The 22,874-nt window shown below is 56.4% G+C and carries 23 protein-coding genes; 15 read left to right on the top strand and 8 right to left on the bottom strand.

Annotated features, from left to right (window positions below):
• From hemX to hemC, 3 genes are read right to left on the bottom strand one after another with little or no spacing between them, the layout of a single operon-like run.
• The gene (hemX, locus tag AK59_RS0114700) at window positions 1-1,197 is read right to left on the bottom strand and encodes a uroporphyrinogen-III C-methyltransferase (protein WP_029883126.1); all 1,197 of its coding nucleotides are present in this window, start codon (window positions 1,195-1,197) and stop codon (window positions 1-3) included.
• Between the two features lie 21 nt (window positions 1,198-1,218).
• Window positions 1,219-1,959, bottom strand: coding sequence for a uroporphyrinogen-III synthase (hemD, locus tag AK59_RS0114705; RefSeq protein WP_029883127.1), 741 nt, complete (start codon window positions 1,957-1,959; stop codon window positions 1,219-1,221).
• Window positions 1,956-2,897 (bottom strand): hydroxymethylbilane synthase, encoded by a 942-nt coding sequence (gene hemC / locus AK59_RS0114710; RefSeq protein ID WP_032618596.1) that lies wholly within the window; start codon window positions 2,895-2,897, stop codon window positions 1,956-1,958. Before hemC ends, hemD begins: the two co-directional genes overlap by 4 nt.
• Window positions 2,898-3,247: 350 nt before the next feature.
• Here hemC and cyaA point away from each other — a divergent pair, with 350 nt between their 5' ends.
• Window positions 3,248-5,791 (top strand): class I adenylate cyclase, encoded by a 2,544-nt coding sequence (gene cyaA / locus AK59_RS0114715; RefSeq protein WP_013099262.1) that lies wholly within the window; start codon window positions 3,248-3,250, stop codon window positions 5,789-5,791.
• A gap of 73 nt (window positions 5,792-5,864) precedes the next feature.
• On the opposite strand, the gene cyaY is transcribed toward cyaA, so the two are convergent.
• Entirely contained in the window at window positions 5,865-6,185 is a 321-nt protein-coding gene (cyaY, locus tag AK59_RS0114720; protein ID WP_013099261.1) for an iron donor protein CyaY, read from the bottom strand.
• Window positions 6,186-6,320: 135 nt separating this feature from the next.
• Between cyaY and lptM the strand changes: the two genes are divergently transcribed.
• The 8 genes from lptM (at window position 6,321) to corA (ending at window position 13,282) form a co-directional block, all read left to right on the top strand.
• Window positions 6,321-6,524: an LPS translocon maturation chaperone LptM gene (gene lptM, locus AK59_RS0114725; protein WP_013099260.1), complete on the top strand. Its 204-nt coding sequence runs from the start codon at window positions 6,321-6,323 to the stop codon at window positions 6,522-6,524.
• A gap of 35 nt (window positions 6,525-6,559) precedes the next feature.
• On the top strand, window positions 6,560-7,384 hold the full coding sequence (gene dapF / locus AK59_RS0114730; RefSeq protein ID WP_013099259.1) for a diaminopimelate epimerase: 825 nt from the start codon (window positions 6,560-6,562) through the stop codon (window positions 7,382-7,384).
• The gene (locus AK59_RS0114735) at window positions 7,381-8,088 is read left to right on the top strand and encodes a DUF484 domain-containing protein (protein ID WP_023621549.1); all 708 of its coding nucleotides are present in this window, start codon (window positions 7,381-7,383) and stop codon (window positions 8,086-8,088) included. The genes dapF and AK59_RS0114735 overlap by 4 nt, the downstream gene beginning before the upstream one ends.
• Window positions 8,085-8,987, top strand: a complete 903-nt coding sequence (xerC, locus tag AK59_RS0114740; protein ID WP_013099257.1) for a tyrosine recombinase XerC — start codon at window positions 8,085-8,087, stop codon at window positions 8,985-8,987. The genes AK59_RS0114735 and xerC overlap by 4 nt, the downstream gene beginning before the upstream one ends.
• Window positions 8,987-9,703, top strand: a complete 717-nt coding sequence (gene yigB, locus AK59_RS0114745) for a 5-amino-6-(5-phospho-D-ribitylamino)uracil phosphatase YigB (protein ID WP_013099256.1) — start codon at window positions 8,987-8,989, stop codon at window positions 9,701-9,703. The genes xerC and yigB overlap by 1 nt, the downstream gene beginning before the upstream one ends.
• Before the next feature lie 108 nt (window positions 9,704-9,811).
• Entirely contained in the window at window positions 9,812-11,974 is a 2,163-nt protein-coding gene (gene uvrD / locus AK59_RS0114750; protein ID WP_013099255.1) for a DNA helicase II, read from the top strand.
• Between the two features lie 149 nt (window positions 11,975-12,123).
• Complete coding sequence (gene ysgD / locus AK59_RS1000000125275) at window positions 12,124-12,180, top strand: YsgD/CorL family protein (RefSeq protein ID WP_212743980.1); 57 nt, start codon at window positions 12,124-12,126, stop codon at window positions 12,178-12,180.
• 151 nt (window positions 12,181-12,331) lie between these two features.
• The gene (gene corA / locus AK59_RS0114755) at window positions 12,332-13,282 is read left to right on the top strand and encodes a magnesium/cobalt transporter CorA (RefSeq protein WP_008501540.1); all 951 of its coding nucleotides are present in this window, start codon (window positions 12,332-12,334) and stop codon (window positions 13,280-13,282) included.
• Window positions 13,283-13,352: 70 nt separating this feature from the next.
• Here the strand turns inward: corA and rarD are convergent, their stop codons facing one another.
• Complete coding sequence (gene rarD, locus AK59_RS0114760; RefSeq protein WP_029883129.1) at window positions 13,353-14,249, bottom strand: EamA family transporter RarD; 897 nt, start codon at window positions 14,247-14,249, stop codon at window positions 13,353-13,355.
• A gap of 51 nt (window positions 14,250-14,300) precedes the next feature.
• Entirely contained in the window at window positions 14,301-14,768 is a 468-nt protein-coding gene (yigI, locus tag AK59_RS0114765) for an acyl-CoA thioesterase YigI (RefSeq protein ID WP_013099253.1), read from the bottom strand.
• Window positions 14,769-14,930: 162 nt separating this feature from the next.
• Between yigI and pldA the strand changes: the two genes are divergently transcribed.
• The 3 genes from pldA to rhtC all read left to right on the top strand — a co-directional run bounded on the left by pldA (window position 14,931) and on the right by rhtC (window position 18,402).
• On the top strand, window positions 14,931-15,800 hold the full coding sequence (pldA, locus tag AK59_RS0114770) for a phospholipase A (RefSeq protein ID WP_013099252.1): 870 nt from the start codon (window positions 14,931-14,933) through the stop codon (window positions 15,798-15,800).
• A 90-nt stretch (window positions 15,801-15,890) separates the two neighbouring features.
• Window positions 15,891-17,720 carry an ATP-dependent DNA helicase RecQ gene (gene recQ, locus AK59_RS0114775; protein ID WP_029883130.1) on the top strand — a complete coding sequence of 610 codons (1,830 nt, stop codon included), beginning with the start codon at window positions 15,891-15,893 and terminating at the stop codon, window positions 17,718-17,720.
• Window positions 17,721-17,781: 61 nt separating this feature from the next.
• Window positions 17,782-18,402 carry a threonine export protein RhtC gene (gene rhtC / locus AK59_RS0114780; protein WP_014833703.1) on the top strand — a complete coding sequence of 207 codons (621 nt, stop codon included), beginning with the start codon at window positions 17,782-17,784 and terminating at the stop codon, window positions 18,400-18,402.
• On the opposite strand, the gene rhtB is transcribed toward rhtC, so the two are convergent.
• Window positions 18,399-19,019, bottom strand: a complete 621-nt coding sequence (rhtB, locus tag AK59_RS0114785) for a homoserine/homoserine lactone efflux protein (protein ID WP_013099249.1) — start codon at window positions 19,017-19,019, stop codon at window positions 18,399-18,401. The genes rhtC and rhtB overlap by 4 nt on opposite strands.
• A 111-nt stretch (window positions 19,020-19,130) precedes the next feature.
• Here rhtB and pldB point away from each other — a divergent pair, with 111 nt between their 5' ends.
• From pldB to AK59_RS0114800, 3 genes are all read left to right on the top strand, one after another.
• Window positions 19,131-20,123, top strand: a complete 993-nt coding sequence (pldB, locus tag AK59_RS0114790; RefSeq protein ID WP_013099248.1) for a lysophospholipase L2 — start codon at window positions 19,131-19,133, stop codon at window positions 20,121-20,123.
• Window positions 20,124-20,148: 25 nt separating this feature from the next.
• A complete protein-coding gene (gene yigL / locus AK59_RS0114795; RefSeq protein ID WP_013099247.1) occupies window positions 20,149-20,949 on the top strand; it encodes a sugar/pyridoxal phosphate phosphatase YigL in 801 nt (266 codons plus the stop codon).
• An 82-nt stretch (window positions 20,950-21,031) separates the two neighbouring features.
• Window positions 21,032-21,931: a carboxylate/amino acid/amine transporter gene (locus AK59_RS0114800; protein ID WP_032618597.1), complete on the top strand. Its 900-nt coding sequence runs from the start codon at window positions 21,032-21,034 to the stop codon at window positions 21,929-21,931.
• Here the strand turns inward: AK59_RS0114800 and metR are convergent.
• Window positions 21,819-22,772, bottom strand: a complete 954-nt coding sequence (gene metR / locus AK59_RS0114805) for an HTH-type transcriptional regulator MetR (RefSeq protein ID WP_013099245.1) — start codon at window positions 22,770-22,772, stop codon at window positions 21,819-21,821. The two genes, AK59_RS0114800 and metR, sit on opposite strands and share 113 nt — an antisense overlap.
• Window positions 22,773-22,874: the final 102 nt, after the last annotated feature.

A 22,874-nucleotide genomic window follows, 5' to 3' on the forward strand; every position in this document is an offset into this window, starting at 1 on the left:
TTACTCTCCTTGTGGGGCGCTTTCAGGCGCGGGCGCGGCGGCTGGTGCAGGTTCACCCGTCTGCGCAGCCGGAACGCCCGGCTGTGCCAGCAGGTTACGTACGCGCGTTTGCATCAGCTTTTCCAGAATCGGCTGGCTGGCCAGTTTATCCGGCACGTTCATGGTGATGTTCTGCTGACTCAGTTTGTCGATGTCATCGAGGAACGCCGTGGTGGTGGCATCATCGGTATCGTAGTAAGCACGTACCCATGTGGAGACGTTATCCAGCGCCTGTTTGTAGGTCTCTTCCTGATGACGTGGCACGGCCTGGGCCGCGACCAGCAGACGGGAACGAATGTTCTCACGCAGGTAGATATCCTGGTTCGGCGCTAACAGCGGCACGGCGGTTTCATCACGGCGACGAATGGTGATGAAGCTGTCCATAAAGTTCTGCCAGCTTTTTTGCAGGTTTACACGCCACTCGCTCAGGGAGCTGGACAGTTCGGTGCCGTCAGAATCCATGGGAGAATCGTCGTCGTTGTTATCTGCCAGCTGCAGGTTATCAATCTGGTTCGAGAGCTGATTTACCTTGAGGATGATGCCGTCATAATCCACCTGAGAAACGGCGGAGAGGCTGGCGATGTCTTCGGTAATGGCGCGACGTGCGGTGATGAGGCTTGGATCGTTCATGTCCGCCAGACTCGCATCTGCGCTTTTCAGCAGAGCGGCGGCGGTGGTGACATCCTGATCGCTCCAGAGCTTACGCCCGGCCAGTTTCACCAGAAAATCGGCCTGAGAAAGCAGCCATGTTTTGGCATCGGTACCGGAAATGGAGGCCACTTTTTGCTGCACTTCGTCCAGCTGTTTGGTTAGCTCTTCCTGTTTGCTGTTCGCATCGGCAAGCGCGGCGGCCTGCTGTTTGATGACGCCTTCCAGCTCGGTTTTTTGTGTCTCCTGCGCTTTTTGCAGCGCGGCGAGCTGATTAACCAGCGCGTCGCTGGTTGCCGTCTGATTGGTGCTTTGCTGTTTCACCAGGCCGTAGAGGCTGACGCCTGCTGCCAGCGCAATGGCGATGGCAATCGCGCTCAGCGCGAGGCTGGTCTTGTTGCTGCCGTTTTTCTTCTCAACGGTTTTCTCAGTCGTTTCTGACTGTGGCGTCATGTCCACAGTCTCCCTGGTCTCTTCAACCACGGCGGAGGATTTGTCGTGTTCCGTCATTATGGCATCCCATTATGAGAGTTATTGTAATGCGCGCAGCAGCGCATCGTTGTCGGCGTTATCAGCGATCCGAATATCTTGCCAGCCCAGTTCCCGGGCGAGGTTCGCCAGACGCTCACTGACGACCAAAAGCCGACAGTGGAGTAACCAGTTTTCACGATACCAAAGCGGCACCAGCGACCAGAGTTGCTGCAGCATTTCGCCGCTGGTCACCACCAGCGTTGTAATGCCGCGCGTATGCCAGCGCATCGCCTCTTGTGCACCATCGTAATGTTTTGCACAGCGTTGATAACATTCGCAAAACGTGACGTCAGCTCCGCGTTCACGCAGCGTTTCGCCTAACAGTTCGCGTCCGCCGTTACCGCGTAAAATCAGCGCACGTTTTCCGATTAGGGTTTGTAATTCAGGTAATTGTAGCAAGACTTCGCTGGTTTCCCGATCTAACGGGTAACGCACGTCTGCTCCACTTACGGTATGCAGCGCCAGGGCGGTGGAACGGCCAATCGCGAAATAGCGTGGCGCGGTAGGCCAGTTCAGTCCCTGCTGTTGTAGCTGCGCATGGGCAAATTCCACGGCATGTTGCGACAAGGCAAACAGCAGGTCGCCTTCCTGAAGGGTATTCATATGGTCGGCGAGCGCGGACAGCTCCCGACCCGGGGAGAATTCAATAAGCGGAAAACTCCAGGCCACCTGCCCCAGTGCGCGCAGACGGCTCACTAACTGCTCTCCTGCGGGAGAAGGGCGGGTGACGAGAATACTCATGCAGGGGGCTCTCCATCGTAAACGTCAGCCAGAATCTCGCGGGCACCGTTATCCAGTAACTCTTCCGCCAGCGAAACGCCAAGCTGCTCAGCATCTTGCGGTTTACCGCGGCGCTCACCGCGTACCATCTGCGAACCGTCCGGCGCGCCAACCAGCGCACGCAGCCACAGTTCACCGTTAATTAATTCAGCATAGCTGCCAATCGGCACCTGGCACCCCCCTTCAAGGCGGGTATTCATCGCACGCTCGGCTTTGACGCGAATGGCCGTCTCGTCATGATTCAGCGGCGCAAGCAGTTCACGGGTACGCCTGTCATCCAGACGGCACTCAATACCTACAGCGCCCTGTCCCACGGCCGGCAAAGAGAGCTCCGGTGGCAACGCGACGCGAATGCGTGACTCCAGCCCCAGACGCTTAAGTCCTGCTACCGCGAGGATAATGGCATCGTAATCGCCGTTATCCAGCTTGCCCAGACGCGTGCCAACGTTACCGCGCAGCGAGCGTATGATCAGATCCGGACGGCGTTCAGCCAACTGACACTGGCGGCGTAAACTGGACGTGCCAACCACGCTGCCTTTGGGCAACGCATCAAGCGAGTCAAACTGGTTAGAGACAAACGCATCGCGCGGATCCTCGCGCTCGCAAATGGTCACCAGTCCCAGCCCTTCCGGGAACTCGACGGGCACATCTTTCATCGAATGCACGGCGATATCGGCGCGGTTCTCAAGCAATGCCAGTTCCAGTTCTTTGACAAACAAGCCTTTGCCGCCCACTTTCGCCAGCGGCGTATCAAGGATCACATCGCCGCGCGTGACCATGGGCACCAGCTCGACGCGCAAGCCGCTGTGGCAGGCTTCCAGGCGCTGCTTAACATAATGTGCCTGCCAGAGCGCAAGAGGGCTTTGGCGTGTGGCAATTCTCAAAACATTGTCTAACATGCTTGTTACCGTCATTATCAATCGCTAACCATCCTAACATTGTTGACTCTGGGATGGCAGTTTTACGGTGATGAAGAAGAGAGGGACAGGGCGGGAGTTCTCGTCAGCCACAGCCGTATTAAGGAATTTACACGTACAGAACGGTGCTACACTTTGTATGTAGCGCAACTTTCTTTACGGTCAATCGGCAAGGTGTTAAATTGATCACGTTTTAGACCATTTTTTCGTCGGTACCAGCATAATGATAAGGGCGAAAAAGGGTAACGGTTATCTTTTTGAAATACTGCGGGCTCGCTGTTATTTTTGTTTTTGAATAGCTTGCGACACCCGGAAACATCAGGCGATACGTCTTGTACCTCTATATTGAGACTCTGAAACAGAGACTGGATGCCATCAATCAACTGCGTGTGGATCGCGCGCTTGCTGCCATGGGCCCTGCTTTCCAGCAGGTATACAGTCTGCTGCCGACATTATTGCACTATCACCATCCGCTGATGCCGGGTTACCTTGACGGTAACGTTCCCAAGGGCATTTGCCTTTTCACGCCTGATGAAACCCAACAGCATTATCTCAACGAACTTGAACTCTACCGTGGCATGCCGCCGCAGGAATCCCCGAAAGGTGAACTGCCTATCACCGGCGTTTACTCCATGGGGAGCACATCTTCGGTAGGGCAAAGCTGTTCGTCTGACCTGGACATCTGGGTCTGTCATCAATCCTGGCTCGATAACGAAGAGCGTCAGTTGCTGCAGCGTAAATGTAGCCTGCTGGAAAGCTGGGCGGCATCGCTTGGCGTGGAAGTGAGCTTCTTCCTGATTGATGAAAACCGTTTCCGCCATAACGAAAGCGGCAGTCTGGGTGGTGAGGACTGCGGCTCCACGCAGCACATCTTATTGCTGGACGAATTTTACCGTACGGCAGTGCGTCTGGCCGGGAAGCGTATTCTGTGGAATATGGTTCCGTGCGAAGAAGAAGAGCATTACGATGATTACGTGATGTCGCTCTACGCGCAGGGCGTACTGACGCCAAACGAATGGCTGGATTTGGGCGGCCTGAGCTCCCTGTCAGCCGAAGAGTACTTTGGCGCGAGCCTCTGGCAGCTTTATAAGAGCATCGACTCACCGTACAAAGCGGTGCTGAAAACGCTGTTGCTCGAAGCCTATTCCTGGGAATACCCAACCCCACGCCTGCTGGCGAAAGATATCAAGCAGCGTCTGCACGACGGGGAGATTGTCTCCTTTGGGCTTGATGCCTACTGCATGATGCTGGAACGCGTTACCGAATACCTGAAAGCCATTGATGACACCACGCGTCTCGACCTGGTGCGTCGATGTTTCTATCTCAAAGTTTGCGAGAAATTGAGCCGCGAACGCGCCTGCGTGGGCTGGCGTCGTGAAGTGGTTTCTCAGCTCGTCAAAGAGTGGGGATGGGGCGAAGAGCGTCTCTCCATGCTCGACAATCGCGCCAACTGGAAAATCGATCAGGTGCGTGAAGCGCACAACGAACTGCTTGATGCGATGATGCAAAGCTACCGTAACCTGATCCGCTTTGCGCGCCGTAACAACCTCAGCGTGTCCGCCAGCCCGCAGGACATCGGGGTATTGACCCGCAAACTGTATGCCGCGTTTGAAGCGCTGCCGGGCAAAGTCACTCTGGTTAACCCGCAAATTTCGCCCGATCTGTCAGAGCCAAACCTGACCTTTATCTATGTGCCGCCGGGCCGCGCGAACCGCACCGGGTGGTATCTGTATAACCGTGCCCCAAGCATGGATTCGATCATTAGTCATCAGCCGCTGGAGTATAACCGTTACCTGAACAAGCTGGTGGCCTGGGCCTGGTTTAACGGCCTGCTGACCTCGCGCACCCGCCTGTTTATCAAAGGCAACGAGGTGGTCGATTTAGCCAAACTGCAGGAGATGGTGGCGGATGTCTCCCATCACTTCCCGCTGCGTCTGCCAGCACCCACGCCAAAAGCGCTCTACAGCCCGTGTGAAATTCGTCATCTGGCGATTATCGTCAACCTGGAATATGACCCGACGGCGGCCTTCCGCAATCAGGTCGTGCATTTTGACTTCCGCAAGCTGGACGTCTTCAGCTTTGGCGAGCAGCAAAACTGCCTGGTCGGCAGCGTGGATCTGCTGTACCGCAACTCGTGGAACGAAGTGCGTACGCTGCACTTCAACGGTGAGCAGGCGATGATCGAAGCGTTGAAAACCATTCTCGGTAAGATGCACCAGGATGCCGCGCCGCCGGACAGCGTGGAAGTGTTCTGCTACAGCCAGCACCTGCGTGGTTTGATTCGTACCCGCGTGCAGCAGTTAGTTTCAGAGTGTATTGAGCTGCGTCTTTCCAGTACCCGTCAGGAAACCGGTCGCTTTAAAGCGCTGCGTGTTTCAGGGCAAACCTGGGGTCTGTTCTTCGAACGCCTGAACGTGTCGGTGCAGAAGCTGGAGAACGCCATTGAGTTTTACGGCGCGATTTCCCACAACAAACTGCATGGCCTGTCGGTTCAGGTGGAGACTAACCACGTCAAGCTGCCGCAGGTGGTGGATGGATTTGCCAGTGAAGGGATTATCCAGTTCTTCTTTGAAGAGTCGGGAGACGATGCCGGTTTCAACATCTATATTCTTGATGAGACCAACCGCGCAGAGGTGTATCACCACTGCGAAGGCAGTAAAGAGGAGCTGGTGCGTGACGTTAGCCGCTTCTACTCCTCATCACACGACCGCTTCACCTACGGCTCCAGCTTCATCAACTTCAACCTGCCGCAGTTCTACCAGATTGTGAATGTCGATGGCCGTGCGCAGGTGATTCCGTTCCGTACTCAGGCCGTCACGCCTGCCGTGCCTGCGAATCAGGATACCGCACCGCTGTTGCAGCAGTATTTCTCGTGATGCTTTTCGCCGGGTGGCTACGGTCCGAGCCGTTGTAGGCCCGGTAAGGCGTAGCCGCCACCGGGCAACAACACTACCTGAAACTCACATCTTCCCCCGCCTGCGCGGTTGCAGCCTGCTCCAGCAGATCCCAGAAGGTTTCGCCGCTACGGTCACAAACCCATTCATCCCCTTTCAGATCGAAATGGTAGCCACCCTGTCTGGCCGCCAGCCATACCTGGTGAAGCGGCTCCTGGCGGTTAATAATAATTTTGCTGCCGTTTTCGAAACTGAGGGTCAGGATACCGCCGTTGATTTCACAATCGATATCGCTGTCGCCTTCCCAGTCGTCCAGGCGCTCTTCAATGGTCATCCACAGGGTGTCGGCAAGGCGATGGAATTCACTGTCGTTCATGGTTTTGTTCCTGTTTTTCGTGATGCCGGCAGTATAACCCTAAATAATTCCCGTTGCAGGAAAGCGGCAAACTCTTGCTTTTGTGTCTTCTCCTGCGATGATAGAAACAGATTTGAACTTACGGGCAACTTTATAATGAAAAACGCTTTCCGAACGCTTGCCGTTCTCATCACGCTGTTTAGTCTGACTGGCTGTGGGCTGAAGGGGCCGCTGTACTTCCCGCCAGCGGATAAAACCGCGCCGCCGCCGACGAAGCCAGTGAACAGCGGCATTGAGTCATCTACGCCAGACACTAACGATCGTGGCAACAACGGTGGCCCGACTCAGGTTAATCTCTGACGATCACGTTCTGTACCCGCGCAATGGAGCAAATGATGCAGTTCTCTAAAATGCATGGCCTTGGTAACGATTTTATGGTCGTCGACGCGGTAACGCAGAATGTCTTTTTCTCCCCGGAACTGATCCGCCGCCTGGCGGATCGACACCTGGGCGTGGGGTTCGATCAGCTGCTGGTGGTTGAACCGCCGTACGATCCCGACCTCGATTTCCACTACCGTATTTTCAATGCGGATGGCAGCGAGGTGAATCAGTGCGGCAACGGCGCGCGCTGTTTTGCCCGCTTTGTCCGCCTGAAAGGATTGACCAACAAACGCGATATCCGAGTCAGCACGGCGAATGGCCGCATGGTGCTCAGCGTTACCGATGACGAGCTGGTGCGCGTGAACATGGGCGAACCAAACTTCGAGCCTTCTGCGGTGCCGTTTCGCGCAAACAAAGCGGAAAAGACCTATATTATGCGTGCGGCCGAGCAGACAGTATTGTGTGGCGTCGTCTCGATGGGCAACCCACACTGTGTGATTCAGGTCGATAACGTGGAAACGGCCGCGGTTGAAACCCTGGGTCCGGTGCTGGAAAGCCATGAACGTTTCCCGGAACGGGCGAATATCGGTTTTATGCAGGTGGTGAAGCGTGAGCATATCCGTCTGCGCGTGTACGAGCGCGGCGCGGGCGAAACGCAGGCTTGCGGAAGCGGTGCCTGTGCTGCGGTGGCCGTCGGCATCTCTCAGGGGTTACTGGCCGAAGAGGTTCGCGTGGAGTTGCCAGGCGGTCGTCTTGATATCGCCTGGAAAGGACCGGGTCATCCACTGTATATGACTGGCCCGGCGGCACATGTCTATGACGGGTTTATCCATCTATGAAACAACCAGGGGAAGAACTGCAGGAAACGGTGACGGAACTGGACGACAGGGCTGTTGTTGATTATCTGCTGCGCAATCCTGAGTTTTTTATTCGCAATGCACGCGTCGTCGAAGCGATGCGTGTGCCGCATCCGGTTCGCGGGACCGTGTCGCTGGTCGAATGGCACATGGCACGCTCGCGCAACCACATCAGTCAGCTTGAAGAGAACATGACGCTGCTGATGGAGCAGGCCAACACGAACGAAAGCCTGTTCTATCGTCTTCTGCATCTGCAGGCGCGTCTGGCCTCGGCGCACAGCCTTGAAGAATTTCTCAGCCGCTTCCACCGCTGGGCGCGTGAACTGGGGCTGGCTGGCGCAACGATTCGTCTTTTCCCTGACCGCTGGCGCATTGGCGCGCCGTCCGGTTTTACCCATCTGGCGTTGAGTCGCCAGGCGTTTGAACCCCTGCGTATTCAGCGTCTGGGCCACGAACATCACTATCTTGGGCCGCTTAACGGGCCGGAACTGCTGGTGGTACTGCCGGAGGCGAAAGCGATAGGCTCGGTGGCGATGTCGATGATGGGGCGTGATGGCGATCTGGGGGTGATGTTATTTACCAGCCGCGACGCGCATCATTACGAGCAGGGACAAGGCACGCAGCTGCTGCAGGAGATCGCCCTGATGCTGCCTGAGCTGCTGGAGCGCTGGATTGAACGTGTATGACGGACGCCCTGCTCGCGACTGACGTCTCGCGCTTTCTGCGCTACCTGGGCGTTGAACGTCAGCTAAGCCCCATTACGCTGCTGAACTATCAGCGTCAGCTTGATGCCATCATGCAGATTGCCGATGAGATCGGCCTGAAAAGCTGGCAACAATGTGACGCTGCGACCGTCCGTGGGTTTGTTGTGCGCAGCCGTAAAAAAAACCTAAGCCCGGCGAGTCTGGCGCTCAGGCTTTCTGCGCTGCGCAGTTTCTTCGACTGGCTGGTGAGCCAGGGCGGCTTAAAAGCCAACCCGGCGAAAGGCATCGCCACGCCGAAAGCCCCGCGTCACCTGCCGAAAAATATCGACGTCGACGATGTAAACCGCCTGCTGGATATTGACCTCAACGACCCGCTGGCCGTGCGCGATCGCGCGATGCTGGAGGTCATGTACGGTGCGGGTCTGCGTCTTTCCGAACTGGTTAATCTCGATTTAAAACATCTCGATCTGGAGTCCGGCGAAGTGTGGGTGATGGGTAAGGGCAGCAAAGAGCGCCGCCTGCCGATTGGCCGTAATGCCGTCTCGTGGATTGAGCACTGGCTGGATCTGCGCGGGCTGTTTGGCGCCGAGGAGGATGCGCTGTTCCTGTCGAAACTCGGCAAGCGGATCTCGGCGCGTAACGTGCAGAAACGCTTTGCAGAGTGGGGCATTAAGCAGGGGCTCAACAGCCACGTACATCCACATAAGCTGCGCCACTCCTTTGCCACCCATATGCTGGAATCGAGTGGCGATCTGCGTGGCGTGCAGGAGCTGCTCGGCCACGCGAATCTCTCCACCACCCAAATCTATACCCACTTAGACTTTCAACACCTTGCGTCGGTGTATGACGCGGCGCATCCACGCGCCAAACGGGGGAAATAATGCGTTTTTACCGCCCACTGGGTCACATCTCAGCCCTGACTTTTGATCTTGATGACACCCTTTATGACAACCGTGAAGTGATCCTGCGAACTGAGCAGGAGTCACTGGCGTTTGTTCAGAACTACCATCCGGCGCTAAAGACGATGCAGAACAAGGACTTTCAGCTGCTGCGCCAGTCCCTGCGTGAGACCGAGCCGGATATTTATCACGATGTAACCGAATGGCGTCGCCGTGCGGTGGAGCAGGCGATGCTCAACGCTGGGCTGAGCGCACAGGATGCGGCCGTCGGGGCTGAAGCCGCAATGGAAAACTTCGCCAAATGGCGCAGCCGTATCGACGTGCCGCAGGAAACGCACGACACCCTGGCAAAACTGGCAGAAAAATGGCCGCTGGTCGCCATCACCAATGGCAATGCGCAGCCGGAGCTGTTTGGTCTGGGGGATTACTTCGAATTTGTGCTGCGGGCGGGTCCGCACGGGCGCTCGAAGCCGTTTAACGATATGTATCATCTGGCGGCGGAGAAGCTGAACCTGCCGCTCGGCGAAATGTTGCATGTGGGTGATGACCTGACCACAGACGTAGCGGGTGCCATCCGCTGCGGTATGCAGGCCTGCTGGATCAAGCCAGAAAAGACGGACCTGATGATCGCCCCGGACAGCCGTCTTCTGCCGCACCTGGAAATTTCACGGTTGGCATCCCTCACGACGCTGATATAATCACCAGTAATATTGTATAAATTACCAGGGTTTTTGCAGTTGTAGGCCCGGTAAGCAAAGCGCCACCGGGCGCTTTGCTGTGTTCCTGAATACTATGTGACGGTGCCAATGGACGTTTCTTACCTGCTCGACAGCCTTAATGACAAACAGCGTGACGCGGTTGCCGCCTCGCGTACCAACCTGCTGGTGCTGGCTGGGGCGGGCAGTGGTAAGACGCGCGTGCTGGTTCACCGTATCGCCTGGCTGCAGAGCGTGGAAAACTGCTCTCCGTACTCCATCATGGCGGTCACGTTCACCAACAAGGCGGCGGCGGAGATGCGCCACCGTATTGCCCAACTGATGGGCACCAGCCAGGGCGGCATGTGGGTCGGCACCTTCCACGGTCTGGCGCACCGTCTGCTGCGTGCGCACCATATGGACGCCAATCTGCCGCAGGATTTCCAGATCCTCGACAGTGAAGACCAGCTCCGTCTGCTGAAACGCCTGATTAAGGCGATGAATCTCGACGAGAAACAGTGGCCGCCGCGTCAGGCGATGTGGTACATCAACGGCCAGAAAGACGAAGGGTTGCGCCCGCACCATATTCAGAGCTTTGGCAATCCGGTGGAGCAGACCTGGCAGAACGTTTACAAGGCCTACCAGGAAGCGTGTGACCGCGCCGGGCTGGTGGACTTTGCCGAACTGTTGCTGCGCGCCCACGAGCTGTGGCTGAACAAACCGCATATCCTGCAGCACTACCGTGAACGCTTCACTAATATCCTGGTGGACGAATTCCAGGATACCAACAACATCCAGTACGCCTGGATCCGCCTGCTGGCCGGGGATACCGGCAAGGTGATGATCGTAGGCGATGATGACCAGTCCATCTACGGCTGGCGTGGCGCGCAGGTGGAAAACATTCAGCGCTTCCTCAACGACTTCCCCGGCGCCGAAACTATCCGTCTGGAGCAGAACTACCGCTCGACCAGCAATATCCTCAGCGCGGCCAACGCCCTGATTGAAAACAACAACGGGCGCCTGGGTAAAAAGCTGTGGACCGATGGGGTCGACGGTGAGCCGATTTCGATTTACTGCGCCTTCAACGAGCTCGACGAAGCACGTTTCGTGGTGAACCGCATCAAAACCTGGCAGGACAACGGTGGCGCGCTGGAACAGTGCGCCATTCTCTACCGCAGCAACGCCCAGTCGCGCGTGCTGGAAGAGGCGCTGCTGCAGGTGAGCATGCCGTACCGTATCTACGGCGGCATGCGCTTCTTCGAACGTCAGGAGATCAAAGACGCGCTCTCGTATCTGCGCCTGATCGCTAACCGAAACGACGATGCGGCATTTGAACGTGTGGTGAATACGCCAACCCGCGGCATTGGTGACCGAACGCTGGACGTGGTGCGTCAGGCCTCGCGCGATCGCCAGCTTACGCTCTGGCAGGCGTGCCGCGAGCTGTTGCAGGAAAAAGCCCTCGCCGGACGCGCTGCCAGCGCGCTGCAGCGCTTCCTGGAATTAATTGACGCGCTGGCGCAGGAAACCGCCGACATGCCGCTGCACGTGCAGACTGACCGGGTGATCAAAGACTCCGGCCTGCGCACCATGTACGAGCAGGAGAAAGGCGAGAAGGGCCAGACCCGTATTGAGAACTTAGAGGAACTGGTGACGGCAACGCGCCAGTTCAGCTACAACGAAGAAGACGAAGACCTGATGCCGCTGCAGGCGTTCCTTTCTCACGCCGCGCTGGAAGCGGGCGAAGGGCAGGCGGATACCTGGCAGGATGCGGTTCAACTGATGACCCTGCACTCTGCCAAAGGCCTCGAATTCCCGCAGGTGTTTATCGTCGGCATGGAAGAGGGCATGTTCCCGAGCCAGATGTCGCTGGATGAAGGCGGGCGTCTGGAAGAGGAGCGCCGTCTGGCTTACGTAGGCGTGACGCGAGCGATGCAGAAGCTGACGCTGACCTACGCTGAAACCCGCCGTTTGTACGGTAAAGAGGTCTATCACCGTCCGTCGCGCTTTATCGGCGAATTGCCGGAAGAGTGTGTCGAAGAGGTTCGTCTGCGTGCCAGTATCAGCCGCCCGGTCAGCCATCAGCGGATGGGCTCGCCGATTGCGGAAACCGACACTGGCTACAAGCTGGGCCAGCGCGTGCGCCATTCGAAGTTTGGCGAAGGCACCATCGTCAATCTGGAAGGCAGCGGCGAGCACAGTCGCCTGCAGGTGGCGTTCCAGGGGCAGGGGATCAAATGGCTGGTGGCCGCGTATGCCAAGCTGGAAGCAGTGTAACTTTCAGAAAAATATCATTATTTTGTAATAATCTGCTAGCCTTATACGTTGAAGGTCAATTAATGCCCTTCAGCGTTTCGTTGCGTGTTGACGCCACAGTTGCTGCTGGCGTAACATGCGCGCACGATTACGCTAAGAGGACATTCGCCTTGGACACACCCAGTAGATACTGGCTCAATTCCCTGTCATCCAGGAACAACTCCTAAGGCTATCTCCTCTTGCTGATGGCCTTAGTGGTTGTCAGCGACCTGCATTATTCCCGTCGCGCTGAGTCAGGCTGTTTAATGGTCTGAAACCCAATTTGTTTCTGTGTGCCCACCGAACTGTCCGATATTTTTTGCATTGGGAGTCCCGGTCATGTTGAGCGCATTTCAACTCGAAAATAACCGACTGACTCGGCTTGAAGCCGAAGAGTCACAGCCCCTCATTGATGCCGTATGGGTGGATCTGGTCGAGCCGGACGACGATGAACGCCTGCGCGTACAATCTGAGCTGGGGCAGAGTCTGGCCACTCGCCCGGAACTGGAAGACATCGAAGCATCCGCACGTTTTTTTGAAGACGAAGACGGCCTGCACATTCACTCCTTCTTCTTCTTTGAAGATGCCGAAGACCACGCGGGGAACTCCACCGTGGCATTTACCATTCGCGACGGTCGCCTGTTTACCCTGCGCGAGCGCGAACTGCCGGCGTTTCGTCTCTACCGTATGCGCGCCCGCAGCCAGGCGATGGTGGACGGCAATGCTTACGAATTGCTGCTCGATCTGTTCGAAACCAAAATTGAGCAGCTGGCAGATGAGATTGAAAACATCTACAGCGATCTGGAAAAACTTAGCCGCGTCATCATGGAAGGCCATCAGGGCGATGAATACGACGAAGCGCTCTCCACGCTGGCGGAGCTGGAAGATATCGGCTGGAAGGTGCGTCTGTGTCTGATGGATACCCAGCGCGCGCTGAACTTCCTGGTGCGCAAGGCGCGTCTGCCGGGCGGCCAGCTGGAACAGGCGCGTGAGATCCTGCGCGATATCGAATCCCTGCTGCCGCACAACGAATCACTGTTCCAGAAGGTCAACTTCCTGATGCAGGCGGCGATGGGCTTTATCAACATCGAGCAGAACCGCATTATCAAGATCTTCTCGGTGGTATCCGTTGTGTTCCTGCCGCCGACGCTGGTGGCATCCAGCTATGGGATGAACTTTGAGTTTATGCCAGAGCTGAAGTGGAGTTTCGGCTATCCGGGGGCGATTATCTTTATGATCCTCGCCGGGCTGGCGCCGTATCTCTATTTCAAGCGCAGGAACTGGCTGTAAAAATCTGGCGGGTGGCGCTGCGCTTACCCGCCCTACGATCGAATTCCCTCTCCCACCGGGAGGGGGAAAATCACAGCCCTTTACGCACCCGGCGCTGGGTATAAATCGCATCAGCGACAAAAATCGCCAGCGCCACCCAGATAAACGCGAACGTCACCATCTTATCCGCACCCGGCACTTCGCCGTAAAACACCACCGCCAGCAGGAACATCAGCGTCGGGCCGATGTACTGGAAAAAGCCCAGCGTGGACAGACGCAGGCGCGTTGCCGCACCGGTAAAGCAGAGCAGTGGGATGGTCGTCACCACGCCTGCGGCCATCAGCATTACATTCAGGGACCACGGGTTGCTGCCCATGTGGCTGGTCGGGCTGTCGGCAATGCCGAACAGATAGATAGCGGCCACCGGCAACAGCCACAGGGTTTCAAACAGCATGCCGGTTTGCGCTTCCACGGCAATCTTCTTACGCACCAGCCCGTAGAACGCAAAGCTGAACGCCAGCCCCAGCGCAATAACAGGCAGTGAACCGAAGGTCCACAGCTGAACCAGCACGCCGCAGAAGGCGAGGATCACCGCCAGCCACTGCATCCGGCGGAAGCGCTCGCCGAGAAAAATCATCCCCAGCACAATATTCACCAGCGGGTTAATAAAGTAGCCCAGACTCGCTTCGAGCATATGATGATTATTCACCGCCCAGATAAACAGCAGCCAGTTTCCGCCAATCAGTACTGCCGAGAGTGCCAGCAGGAAGATCTTCTTCGGAGTTTGTAGCAGCGTTTTGACGCCAGACCACTGACGACTAACGCTCATCAGCGCGATCATGAAGAAGAAGGACCAGATGACGCGGTGAGTGAGGATCTCATCAGCCGGTACGTAAGCGATAAATTTAAAGTAGGCGGGTGCGACACCCCAAATAAAATAAGCGGCAAGGGCGAGTAACACGCCCTGCCGCGTCTGTTTAGCATCCATCGGGAAAATCCGTGACAAAAAAGTGAATTAACTTTACCCGATTTTTCAGCTTCAACCCACCATATAAGTGGCGGTTGCGCTGGCGATATAAAGTTGTTCTTCGTTATGCAATTCAACACGCGCCACGGCGACCTTATTACCCGCACGGAGCAGGCTGCTGCTGCAGGTGAAGCGGTTTCCGCGCCCGGGTCGCAGATAATCGACGCGTAAATCGATGGTACCCATGCGGGATAAACGCTGACGCAGCTCGTCTTCGTTGATGGTGTCATGGCGCGTCAGGGTGCTGCCAACACATACCAGCCCTGCAGCCACGTCCAGCGCGGAGGCAATCACTCCGCCATGTAAAATGCTCTGTGCCCAGTTGCCTACCATCATCGGCTGGTTGTTAAAACTGAGCTGGGCAAAGTCTTTTTCGTAACGCTCCAGCTCCAGTCCCAGCGCGCGGTTAAATGGCATATGGTAAACAAAAATCTCGCCCACGAGTTTTAACGCTTCTTCGGCGGTTAGCATGGCTGACATGAGACATCACATCCTTAATGTTAATAAAATGTTGATTTTATGCCCGGACAGGCAAGAATGCCACTTTCAGAAACGAGGATGCAGCAGTTGCTGCAGAAGTCTGTAGAATGTGCGCCATATAACGATTCAGATCATTTAACATTTTGCAGGAGAACACCACCGATGCGGACGTATCTGGCAGGGTTACTGGCAGCGGTTGCGCTGCCCCTCACAGCCTATGCGCAGGAAGCGACAGTCAAAGAGGTGCATGATACGCCAGCAGTTCGCGGTAGCATTATCGCTAACCTGCTGCAGGAGCATGATAATCCCTTCACGCTCTACCCGTACGACACCAACTATGTGCTCTATACCTGGACCAGCGATCTCAACAAAGAGGCGATTCGCTCCTATGACTGGGCTGAGAATGCGCGCAAAGATGAGGTGAAATATCAGCTCAGCCTCGCGTTTCCGTTCTGGCGCGGCATTCTGGGGCCGAATTCGGTTCTCGGTGCATCTTATACCCAGAAATCCTGGTGGCAGCTTTCCAACAGCGGTGAATCTTCACCGTTCCGTGAAACCAACTATGAGCCCCAGCTGTTCCTGGGGTTCGCCACGGATTATGAGTTTGCAGGCTGGACATTGCGTGACGTTGAAGTGGGCTTCAACCATGACTCCAACGGCCGTTCCGATCCAACCTCACGTAGCTGGAACCGCGCCTATACGCGCCTGATGGCGCAAAACGGTAATATGATGGTGGAAGTGAAGCCGTGGTACGTGGTGGGCAGCACCGATGACAACCCGGATATCACCAAATATATGGGCTACTATCAGCTCAGGATTGGCTATCAGCTGGGTGATGCGGTGCTGAGCGCCAGGGGCCAGTACAACTGGAACACCGGTTACGGCGGCGCAGAAGTGGGCTTAAGCTACCCGATGACCAAACACGTGCGTATCTATACACAGGTCTACAGCGGTTACGGCGAGTCGCTCATCGATTACAACTTCAATCAGACCCGCGTGGGTGTCGGCGTAATGCTGAACGATATTTTCTAAGACGCTCGAATGTTTTTGCGTTAAACGTTGAAGTTTCTCTCTCAGGCGCTGAAAATAGCGCCTGTTTCATTTCTGGCATATGGGGTTAACGTGGCGCAGGCGGAAGTATTGAATCAGGAGTCGCTGGCTAAACAGGTTTTGCATGAAACCTTTGGCTACCAGCAGTTCCGTCCTGGCCAGGAAACCATCATTGAAACCGTGCTGGAAGGCCGTGATTGCCTGGTGGTAATGCCGACCGGTGGCGGTAAATCGCTCTGTTATCAGGTGCCCGCGCTGGTACTTAATGGCCTGACGGTCGTGGTATCGCCGCTGATTTCTCTGATGAAAGACCAGGTTGACCAGCTGCTCGCCAACGGCGTGGCGGCGGCCTGTCTTAACTCCACGCAAACCCGCGAGCAGCAGCAAGAGGTGATGGCCGGTTGCCGTACCGGACAGGTTCGCTTGCTGTATATCGCACCAGAACGTCTGATGCTGGATAACTTCCTCGACCATCTGGCGCACTGGAATCCCGTTCTGCTGGCCGTTGATGAAGCACACTGTATCTCGCAGTGGGGCCACGATTTCCGCCCGGAATATGCGGCACTTGGTCAGCTGCGTCAGCGCTTCCCTGAACTGCCGTTTATGGCGCTGACCGCCACGGCAGATGACACCACGCGGCTGGATATCGTCCGCCTGCTGGGGCTGAACGACCCGCTGATCCAGGTCAGCAGCTTCGACCGCCCGAACATCCGCTATATGCTGATGGAAAAATTCAAGCCGCTGGATCAGCTTCTGCGCTATGTGCAGGAGCAACGCGGCAAGTCAGGCATCATTTACTGCAACAGCCGCGCGAAGGTGGAAGACACCGCTGCGCGTCTGCAAAACCGCGGCTTTAGCGCGGCGGCCTATCATGCCGGGTTAGAAAACCACATCCGCGCCGACGTGCAGGAAAAATTCCAGCGTGATGACCTGCAGATTGTGGTGGCGACGGTGGCGTTCGGCATGGGCATTAACAAGCCCAACGTCCGCTTTGTGGTGCACTTCGACATTCCGCGAAATATCGAATCCTACTACCAGGAAACCGGCCGCGCCGGCCGTGATGGCCTGCCTGCGGAAGCGATGCTGTTTTACGATCCGGCCGATATGGCGTGGCTGCGCCGCTGCCTGGAAGAGAAACCGCAGGGACAGCTGCAGGATATCGAGCGCCACAAACTCAACGCCATGGGCGCGTTTGCGGAAGCGCAGACCTGCCGCCGTCTGGTGCTGCTCAACTACTTTGGTGAAGGGCGTCAGGAGCCGTGCGGCAACTGCGATATCTGTCTCGACCCGCCAAAGCAGTACGATGGCCTGATGGACGCGCGTAAGGCGCTTTCGACCATATACCGTGTTAATCAGCGCTTCGGGATGGGCTACGTGGTGGAAGTGCTGCGCGGCGCCAATAACCAGCGTATCCGCGACATGGGCCACGATAAGCTGCCTGTCTACGGTATTGGCAAAGACCAGAGCCACGAGCATTGGGTCAGCATTATTCGTCAGTTGATTCACCTCGGTTTTGCCACACAGAACATTGCCCAGCACTCCGCGCTTCAGCTCACCGAAGCCGCGCGCCCGGTGCTGCGTGGGGATGTTGAACTCAAGCTCGCCGTGCCGCGCGTAGTTGCCCTGAAACCGCGGGTGATGCAGAAATCCTACGGCGGCAACTACGACCGCAAGCTGTTTGCCAAACTGCGCAAGCTGCGTAAAGCGATTGCCGATGAAGAGAACATTCCACCATATGTGGTCTTCAACGACGCGACGCTGATCGAGATGGCCGAGCAGATGCCGCTCAGCGCCAGCGAAATGCTCAGCGTCAACGGCGTGGGCACGCGCAAGCTGGAGCGCTTTGGTAAAGAATTCATGGCGCTCATCCGTTCACATGTCGATGGTGATGATGAGGAGTAGTCAGCCGCGCAAAAAAGTGCCAGGATGATGACTCACTGAATTATTTCCCCGCGAGCGAATTATGTTAATGCTATTTCTTACCGTGGCGTTGGTGCACATTGTTGCGCTGATGAGCCCGGGCCCTGACTTTTTCTTCGTGTCACAAACCGCCGTCAGCCGCTCCCGCAAAGAAGCCATGATGGGGGTGTTGGGTATTACTATGGGGGTTATGGTCTGGGCGGCCGTGGCGCTGCTTGGCCTGAACCTGATCCTGGCGAAGATGGCGTGGCTGCATAACATCATCATGGTCGGTGGCGGTCTGTACCTGTGCTGGATGGGCTACCAGATGCTGCGCGGAGCGTTGAAGAAAGAAGAGAAAAAACCGCAAGAGCCAAAAGTTGAGCTGGCAACGGGCGGCCGTAGCTTTGTGAAAGGGCTGCTGACCAACCTGGCGAACCCGAAAGCGATTATCTATTTCGGTTCCGTCTTCTCCCTGTTCGTGGGCGACAGCGTGGGGGCGGGTGCACGCTGGGGTATCTTCCTGCTGATTGTGGTTGAGACGTTTGCGTGGTTCACCGTTGTTGCCAGCCTGTTTGCCTTACCGGCGATGCGCCGTGGCTATCAGCGCATCGCGAAGTGGATTGACGGCTTCGCCGGCGCGCTGTTCGCCGGCTTTGGTATCCATCTTATTATCTCTCGCTAAGCATGACGCGCTGACGCAAGCAGCGCGCCAACCAGCATAAACAGCGAACCAAACACTTTGTTCAGGGCCTTCATTTGCTTAGGCCCTTTAATCCATGCTGCAATCCGCTGCGCCAGCGTCGCGTAGCCAATCATCACAATAATATCGACAACAATGGTGGTCACGCCCAGGACTACGTACTGCATGACCTGCGGCTGATGCGGGACGATAAACTGCGGGAACAGGGCAGCCAGAAAAACGATGCTTTTTGGGTTGGTCAGATTCACAAACACCGCCCGCTTAAACAGGCGACCGCGCGTTTGCGTCCGGGCAAGAGTGTTGAGGTCAATTGAGCCTGCTGCGCGCCATTGCTGAATGCCGAGCCAAATCAGATACGCCGCACCGGCCCATTTCAGCACTTCAAATGCCAGCACCGAGCGGGAGAAGAGCGTCCCTAAACCCACGCCCACCAGCACAATGTGAATCCCCAGTCCGGTTTGCAAACCGGCAATGGATGCTGCCGCTCCGCGATAACCGTGGTTGATGGAGGTTGTCATGGTATTAATTGCCCCCGAACCCGGTGACAGGCTGAGGATGATGGATGTCAGCAGGTAAGCGAACCACCACTCGAAGGTCATTTGAAACTCCCGAATCGTCTGTTTTTATGCCACAATACGCTATTGTTGAGTCATTTTGTGACCATTTACGAAAAAAACGATATTCCCTGAATGACGGGGGGTGGAAACCCGATGTTGCAGCAGAAAAAGGACTGGGAAACACGAGAAAACGCATTTGCTGCTTTCTCCATGGGGCCGCTGACCGATTTCTGGCGTCAGCGTGAGGAAGATGAGTTTACGGGCGTCGGGAATATCCCGGTACGCTTTGTTCGTTTCCGTGATGAAAAAAATGACCGGGTGATTGTGGTCTGCCCCGGGCGTATCGAAAGCTACATCAAATATGCCGAGCTGGCGTACGACCTGTTCCATCTGGGTTTTGACGTGTTAATTATCGACCATCGCGGGCAGGGGCTTTCCGGTCGAATGTTGCCGGATACCCATCGTGGCCACGTAGATAACTTCAGCGATTATGTCGACGATCTTGCCGCCTTCTGGCAGCAGGAAGTGCAGCCCGGCCCGTGGCGTAAGCGCTATATTCTTGCGCACTCCATGGGCGGCGCGATCTCTACGCTCTTTTTGCAGCGCTACGATCACCAGTGCGATGCCATTGCGCTGACCGCGCCGATGTATGGCATTGTGATACGTTTTCCGGACTGGATGGTGCGCCATCTTCTCGACTGGGCTGAGGGCCATCAGCGCATTCGTGAAGGCTACGCCATCGGAACAGGGCGCTGGCGGGCTTTGCCGTTTGCCCTCAACGTCTTAACCCATAGCCGTCAGCGTTATCGCCGCAACCTGCGCTTCTATGCCGATGAGCCTCGCTTGCGCGTTGGCGGCCCCACCTGGCACTGGGTGCGGGAGGGGATACATGCAGGGGAGCAGGTTCTGGCGGGCGTTGGTGATGATGACACGCCGACACTCCTGATTCAGGCTGAAGAAGAGCGTGTGGTGGATAACCGCATGCATGACCGTTTTTGTGAACTGCGCGCTGCCGCCGGTCACCCTTGTGAAGGGGGTAAACCACTGGTCATCAACGGCGCGTACCATGAGATCCTTTTTGAAAAGGACGCTATGCGCTCAGTCGCGCTTAACGCCATCGTCGAGTTTTTCGACCGGCATAACTGATTTTCTATTGAGGTTAAATTTTCCTATGTACCAGGTTGTTGCATCTGATTTAGATGGCACGCTGCTTTCCCCCGACCACACCCTGTCGCCGTACGCGAAAGAGACCTTAAAGCTGCTGACTGCCCGTGGCGTGCACTTTGTGTTTGCCACCGGGCGCCACCACGTGGATGTGGGGCAGATCCGCGATAATCTTGAGATTAAATCGTACATGATCACCTCCAACGGTGCGCGTGTTCACGACACCGATGGCAATCTGATCTTTACCCACAACCTGGATCGCGATATTGCCGCCGATCTGTTCGGTGTGGTGCACAATAATCCGGCTATCGTCACGAACGTTTACCGCGACGATGACTGGTTCATGAACCGCCACCGTCCGGAAGAGATGCGCTTCTTCAAAGAAGCGGTGTTTAACTACTCCCTGTATGAGCCAGGTCTGCTCGAGCCGGAAGGGATCAGCAAAGTCTTCTTTACCTGCGAAAGTCACGAAGAACTGCTGCCGCTGGAGCAGGCGATCAACGCCCGCTGGGGCGATCGCGTCAACGTAAGCTTCTCCACGCTGACCTGCCTGGAAGTGATGGCGGGTGGCGTTTCCAAGGGGCACGCTCTGGAAGCGGTGGCCAAACGCATGGGCTTTGAGCTGAAAGACTGTATCGCCTTTGGTGATGGCATGAACGATGCTGAGATGCTCTCGATGGCGGGTAAAGGCTGCATCATGCAGAACGCGCACCAGCGCCTGAAAGACCTGCACCCGGAGCTGGAAGTGATCGGCACCAACGCAGACAATGCGGTACCAAAATATCTGCGCAAGCTGTTCCTTGAATAATCTTCATTTGGTTGTTTATTGCTCAGTTGTCAACTAAAGAGTTCGCTACAATGCCTCTCCTTCTTTCTGAGAGACAAGCATTGTGGCGCTACTCATTATCACCACTATCCTGTGGGCCTTCTCCTTTAGCCTGATTGGCGAATACCTTGCCGGATCGGTCGACAGCTATTTCTCGGTGCTGATGCGCGTGGGGCTGGCGGCGCTGGTGTTCCTGCCCTTTTTGCGTACGCGCGGACAATCCCTGCAAACCGTTTTGCTGTATATGCTGGTGGGGGCGATGCAGCTCGGCATCATGTATCTGTTTAGCTTTCGGGCGTATATCTACCTGTCCGTCTCGGAGTTTCTGCTCTTTACAGTGCTGACGCCGCTCTATATCACGCTGATTTACGACCTGCTCAGCAGGCGTCGTCTGCGTTGGGGCTATCTGTTGAGCGCAGCGCTGGCGGTGATTGGCGCGGCGATTATTCGCTACGATAAAGTGAGCGATCACTTCTGGACCGGCCTGATGTTCGTGCAGTTAGCAAACATCAGCTTCGCTATTGGTATGGTGGGCTACAAGCGTCTGATGGAAACCCGCCCGATGCCACAGCACAACGCGTTTGCCTGGTTCTATATGGGGGCGGCGGTGGTCGCGGTCGTGGCCTGGTTTATGCTGGGTAACCCGCAAAAATTACCTACCACCGCCGTGCAGTGGGGCATTCTGGTCTGGCTGGGCGTGGTGGCCTCGGGGCTGGGGTACTTCATGTGGAACTACGGCGCAACTCAGGTAGACGCCGGTACGCTGGGTATCATGAACAACGTGCACGTGCCCGCGGGGCTACTGGTAAACCTTGCTATCTGGCAGCAACAGCCCCACTGGCCGAGTTTCCTTATTGGGGGAGCGGTGATCCTGGCTTCGCTGTGGGTACATCGCCGTTGGGTCGCTCCGCGCTCCGCACAAACGGAAGATGGTCGCACGCGTGGTTCCGCGTTGAGCGAATAAACGCTTCCGTGATCGGCTGACGCTGCTCGCCATCGCGCACGGCGGCGTACAGCCGGCTCCACAGTCCTTCTCCCAGGGTTTTGGTGACCACCAGGCCCTGGCGTTCAAAACTCTCTACCACCCAGTGCGGCAGCGCCGCGATGCCCATTCTGGCGGCAACCATCTGAATCAACAGCAACGTATTATCCACGCTTTTCAGCTGTGGGCTGATGCCCGCCGGCTGCAGGAAATGGCGCCAGATATCCAGGCGACTGCGCTGCACCGGGTATATCAGCAGCGTTTCAGTCGCCAGGTCTTCCGGGGTGATACGCGTCTTGCTGGCCAGCGGATGATCCGGTGCCAGCACCAGACGCACCTCATAATCGAACATTGGCGAATAATGCAGGCCGCTACGCGGCAGAATGTCTGACGTCATCACCAGATCCAGCTCGCCCTGCTGGAGTGACGGCTGCGGGTCAAACGTCACGCCGGAGGTAAAGTCCATTTCTACCTGCGGCCACTTCTGGCGGAAGTTCTCAAGCGCGGGGGTCAGCCACTGAATACAGCTGTGGCACTCAATGGCGATACGCAATTTAGTTTGCTGCGGCTCATTGCAGGACTGAAGCGCGCTGGCAATCTGCGGCAGCACCTGATTTGCCAGCTGCAGGAGGATCTCGCCCTGGGGGGTAAAGCGCAGCGGCTGGCTCTTACGCACAAAAAGACGAAAGCCGAGACGTTGTTCCAGATCGCTGAACTGGTGAGAAAGGGCGGACTGAGTCTGGTGCAGTGAGGCCGCCGCCGCCGCGAGAGAACCGCAGTTTCGCAACGCTTGTAGCGTTTTCAGGTGTTTTATCTCGATCATGAAAGTCCTTCACTTCGCCATGAACATTTTGCGCTTGAGGAATATACAGTACCTGCCAATTATAGATGTGTAAACATCTGGACGTCTAAATAACGAATTTCA

The organism is Enterobacter sp. T1-1, assembly GCF_000710795.1.
Taxonomy (GTDB): domain Bacteria; phylum Pseudomonadota; class Gammaproteobacteria; order Enterobacterales; family Enterobacteriaceae; genus Enterobacter; species Enterobacter cloacae.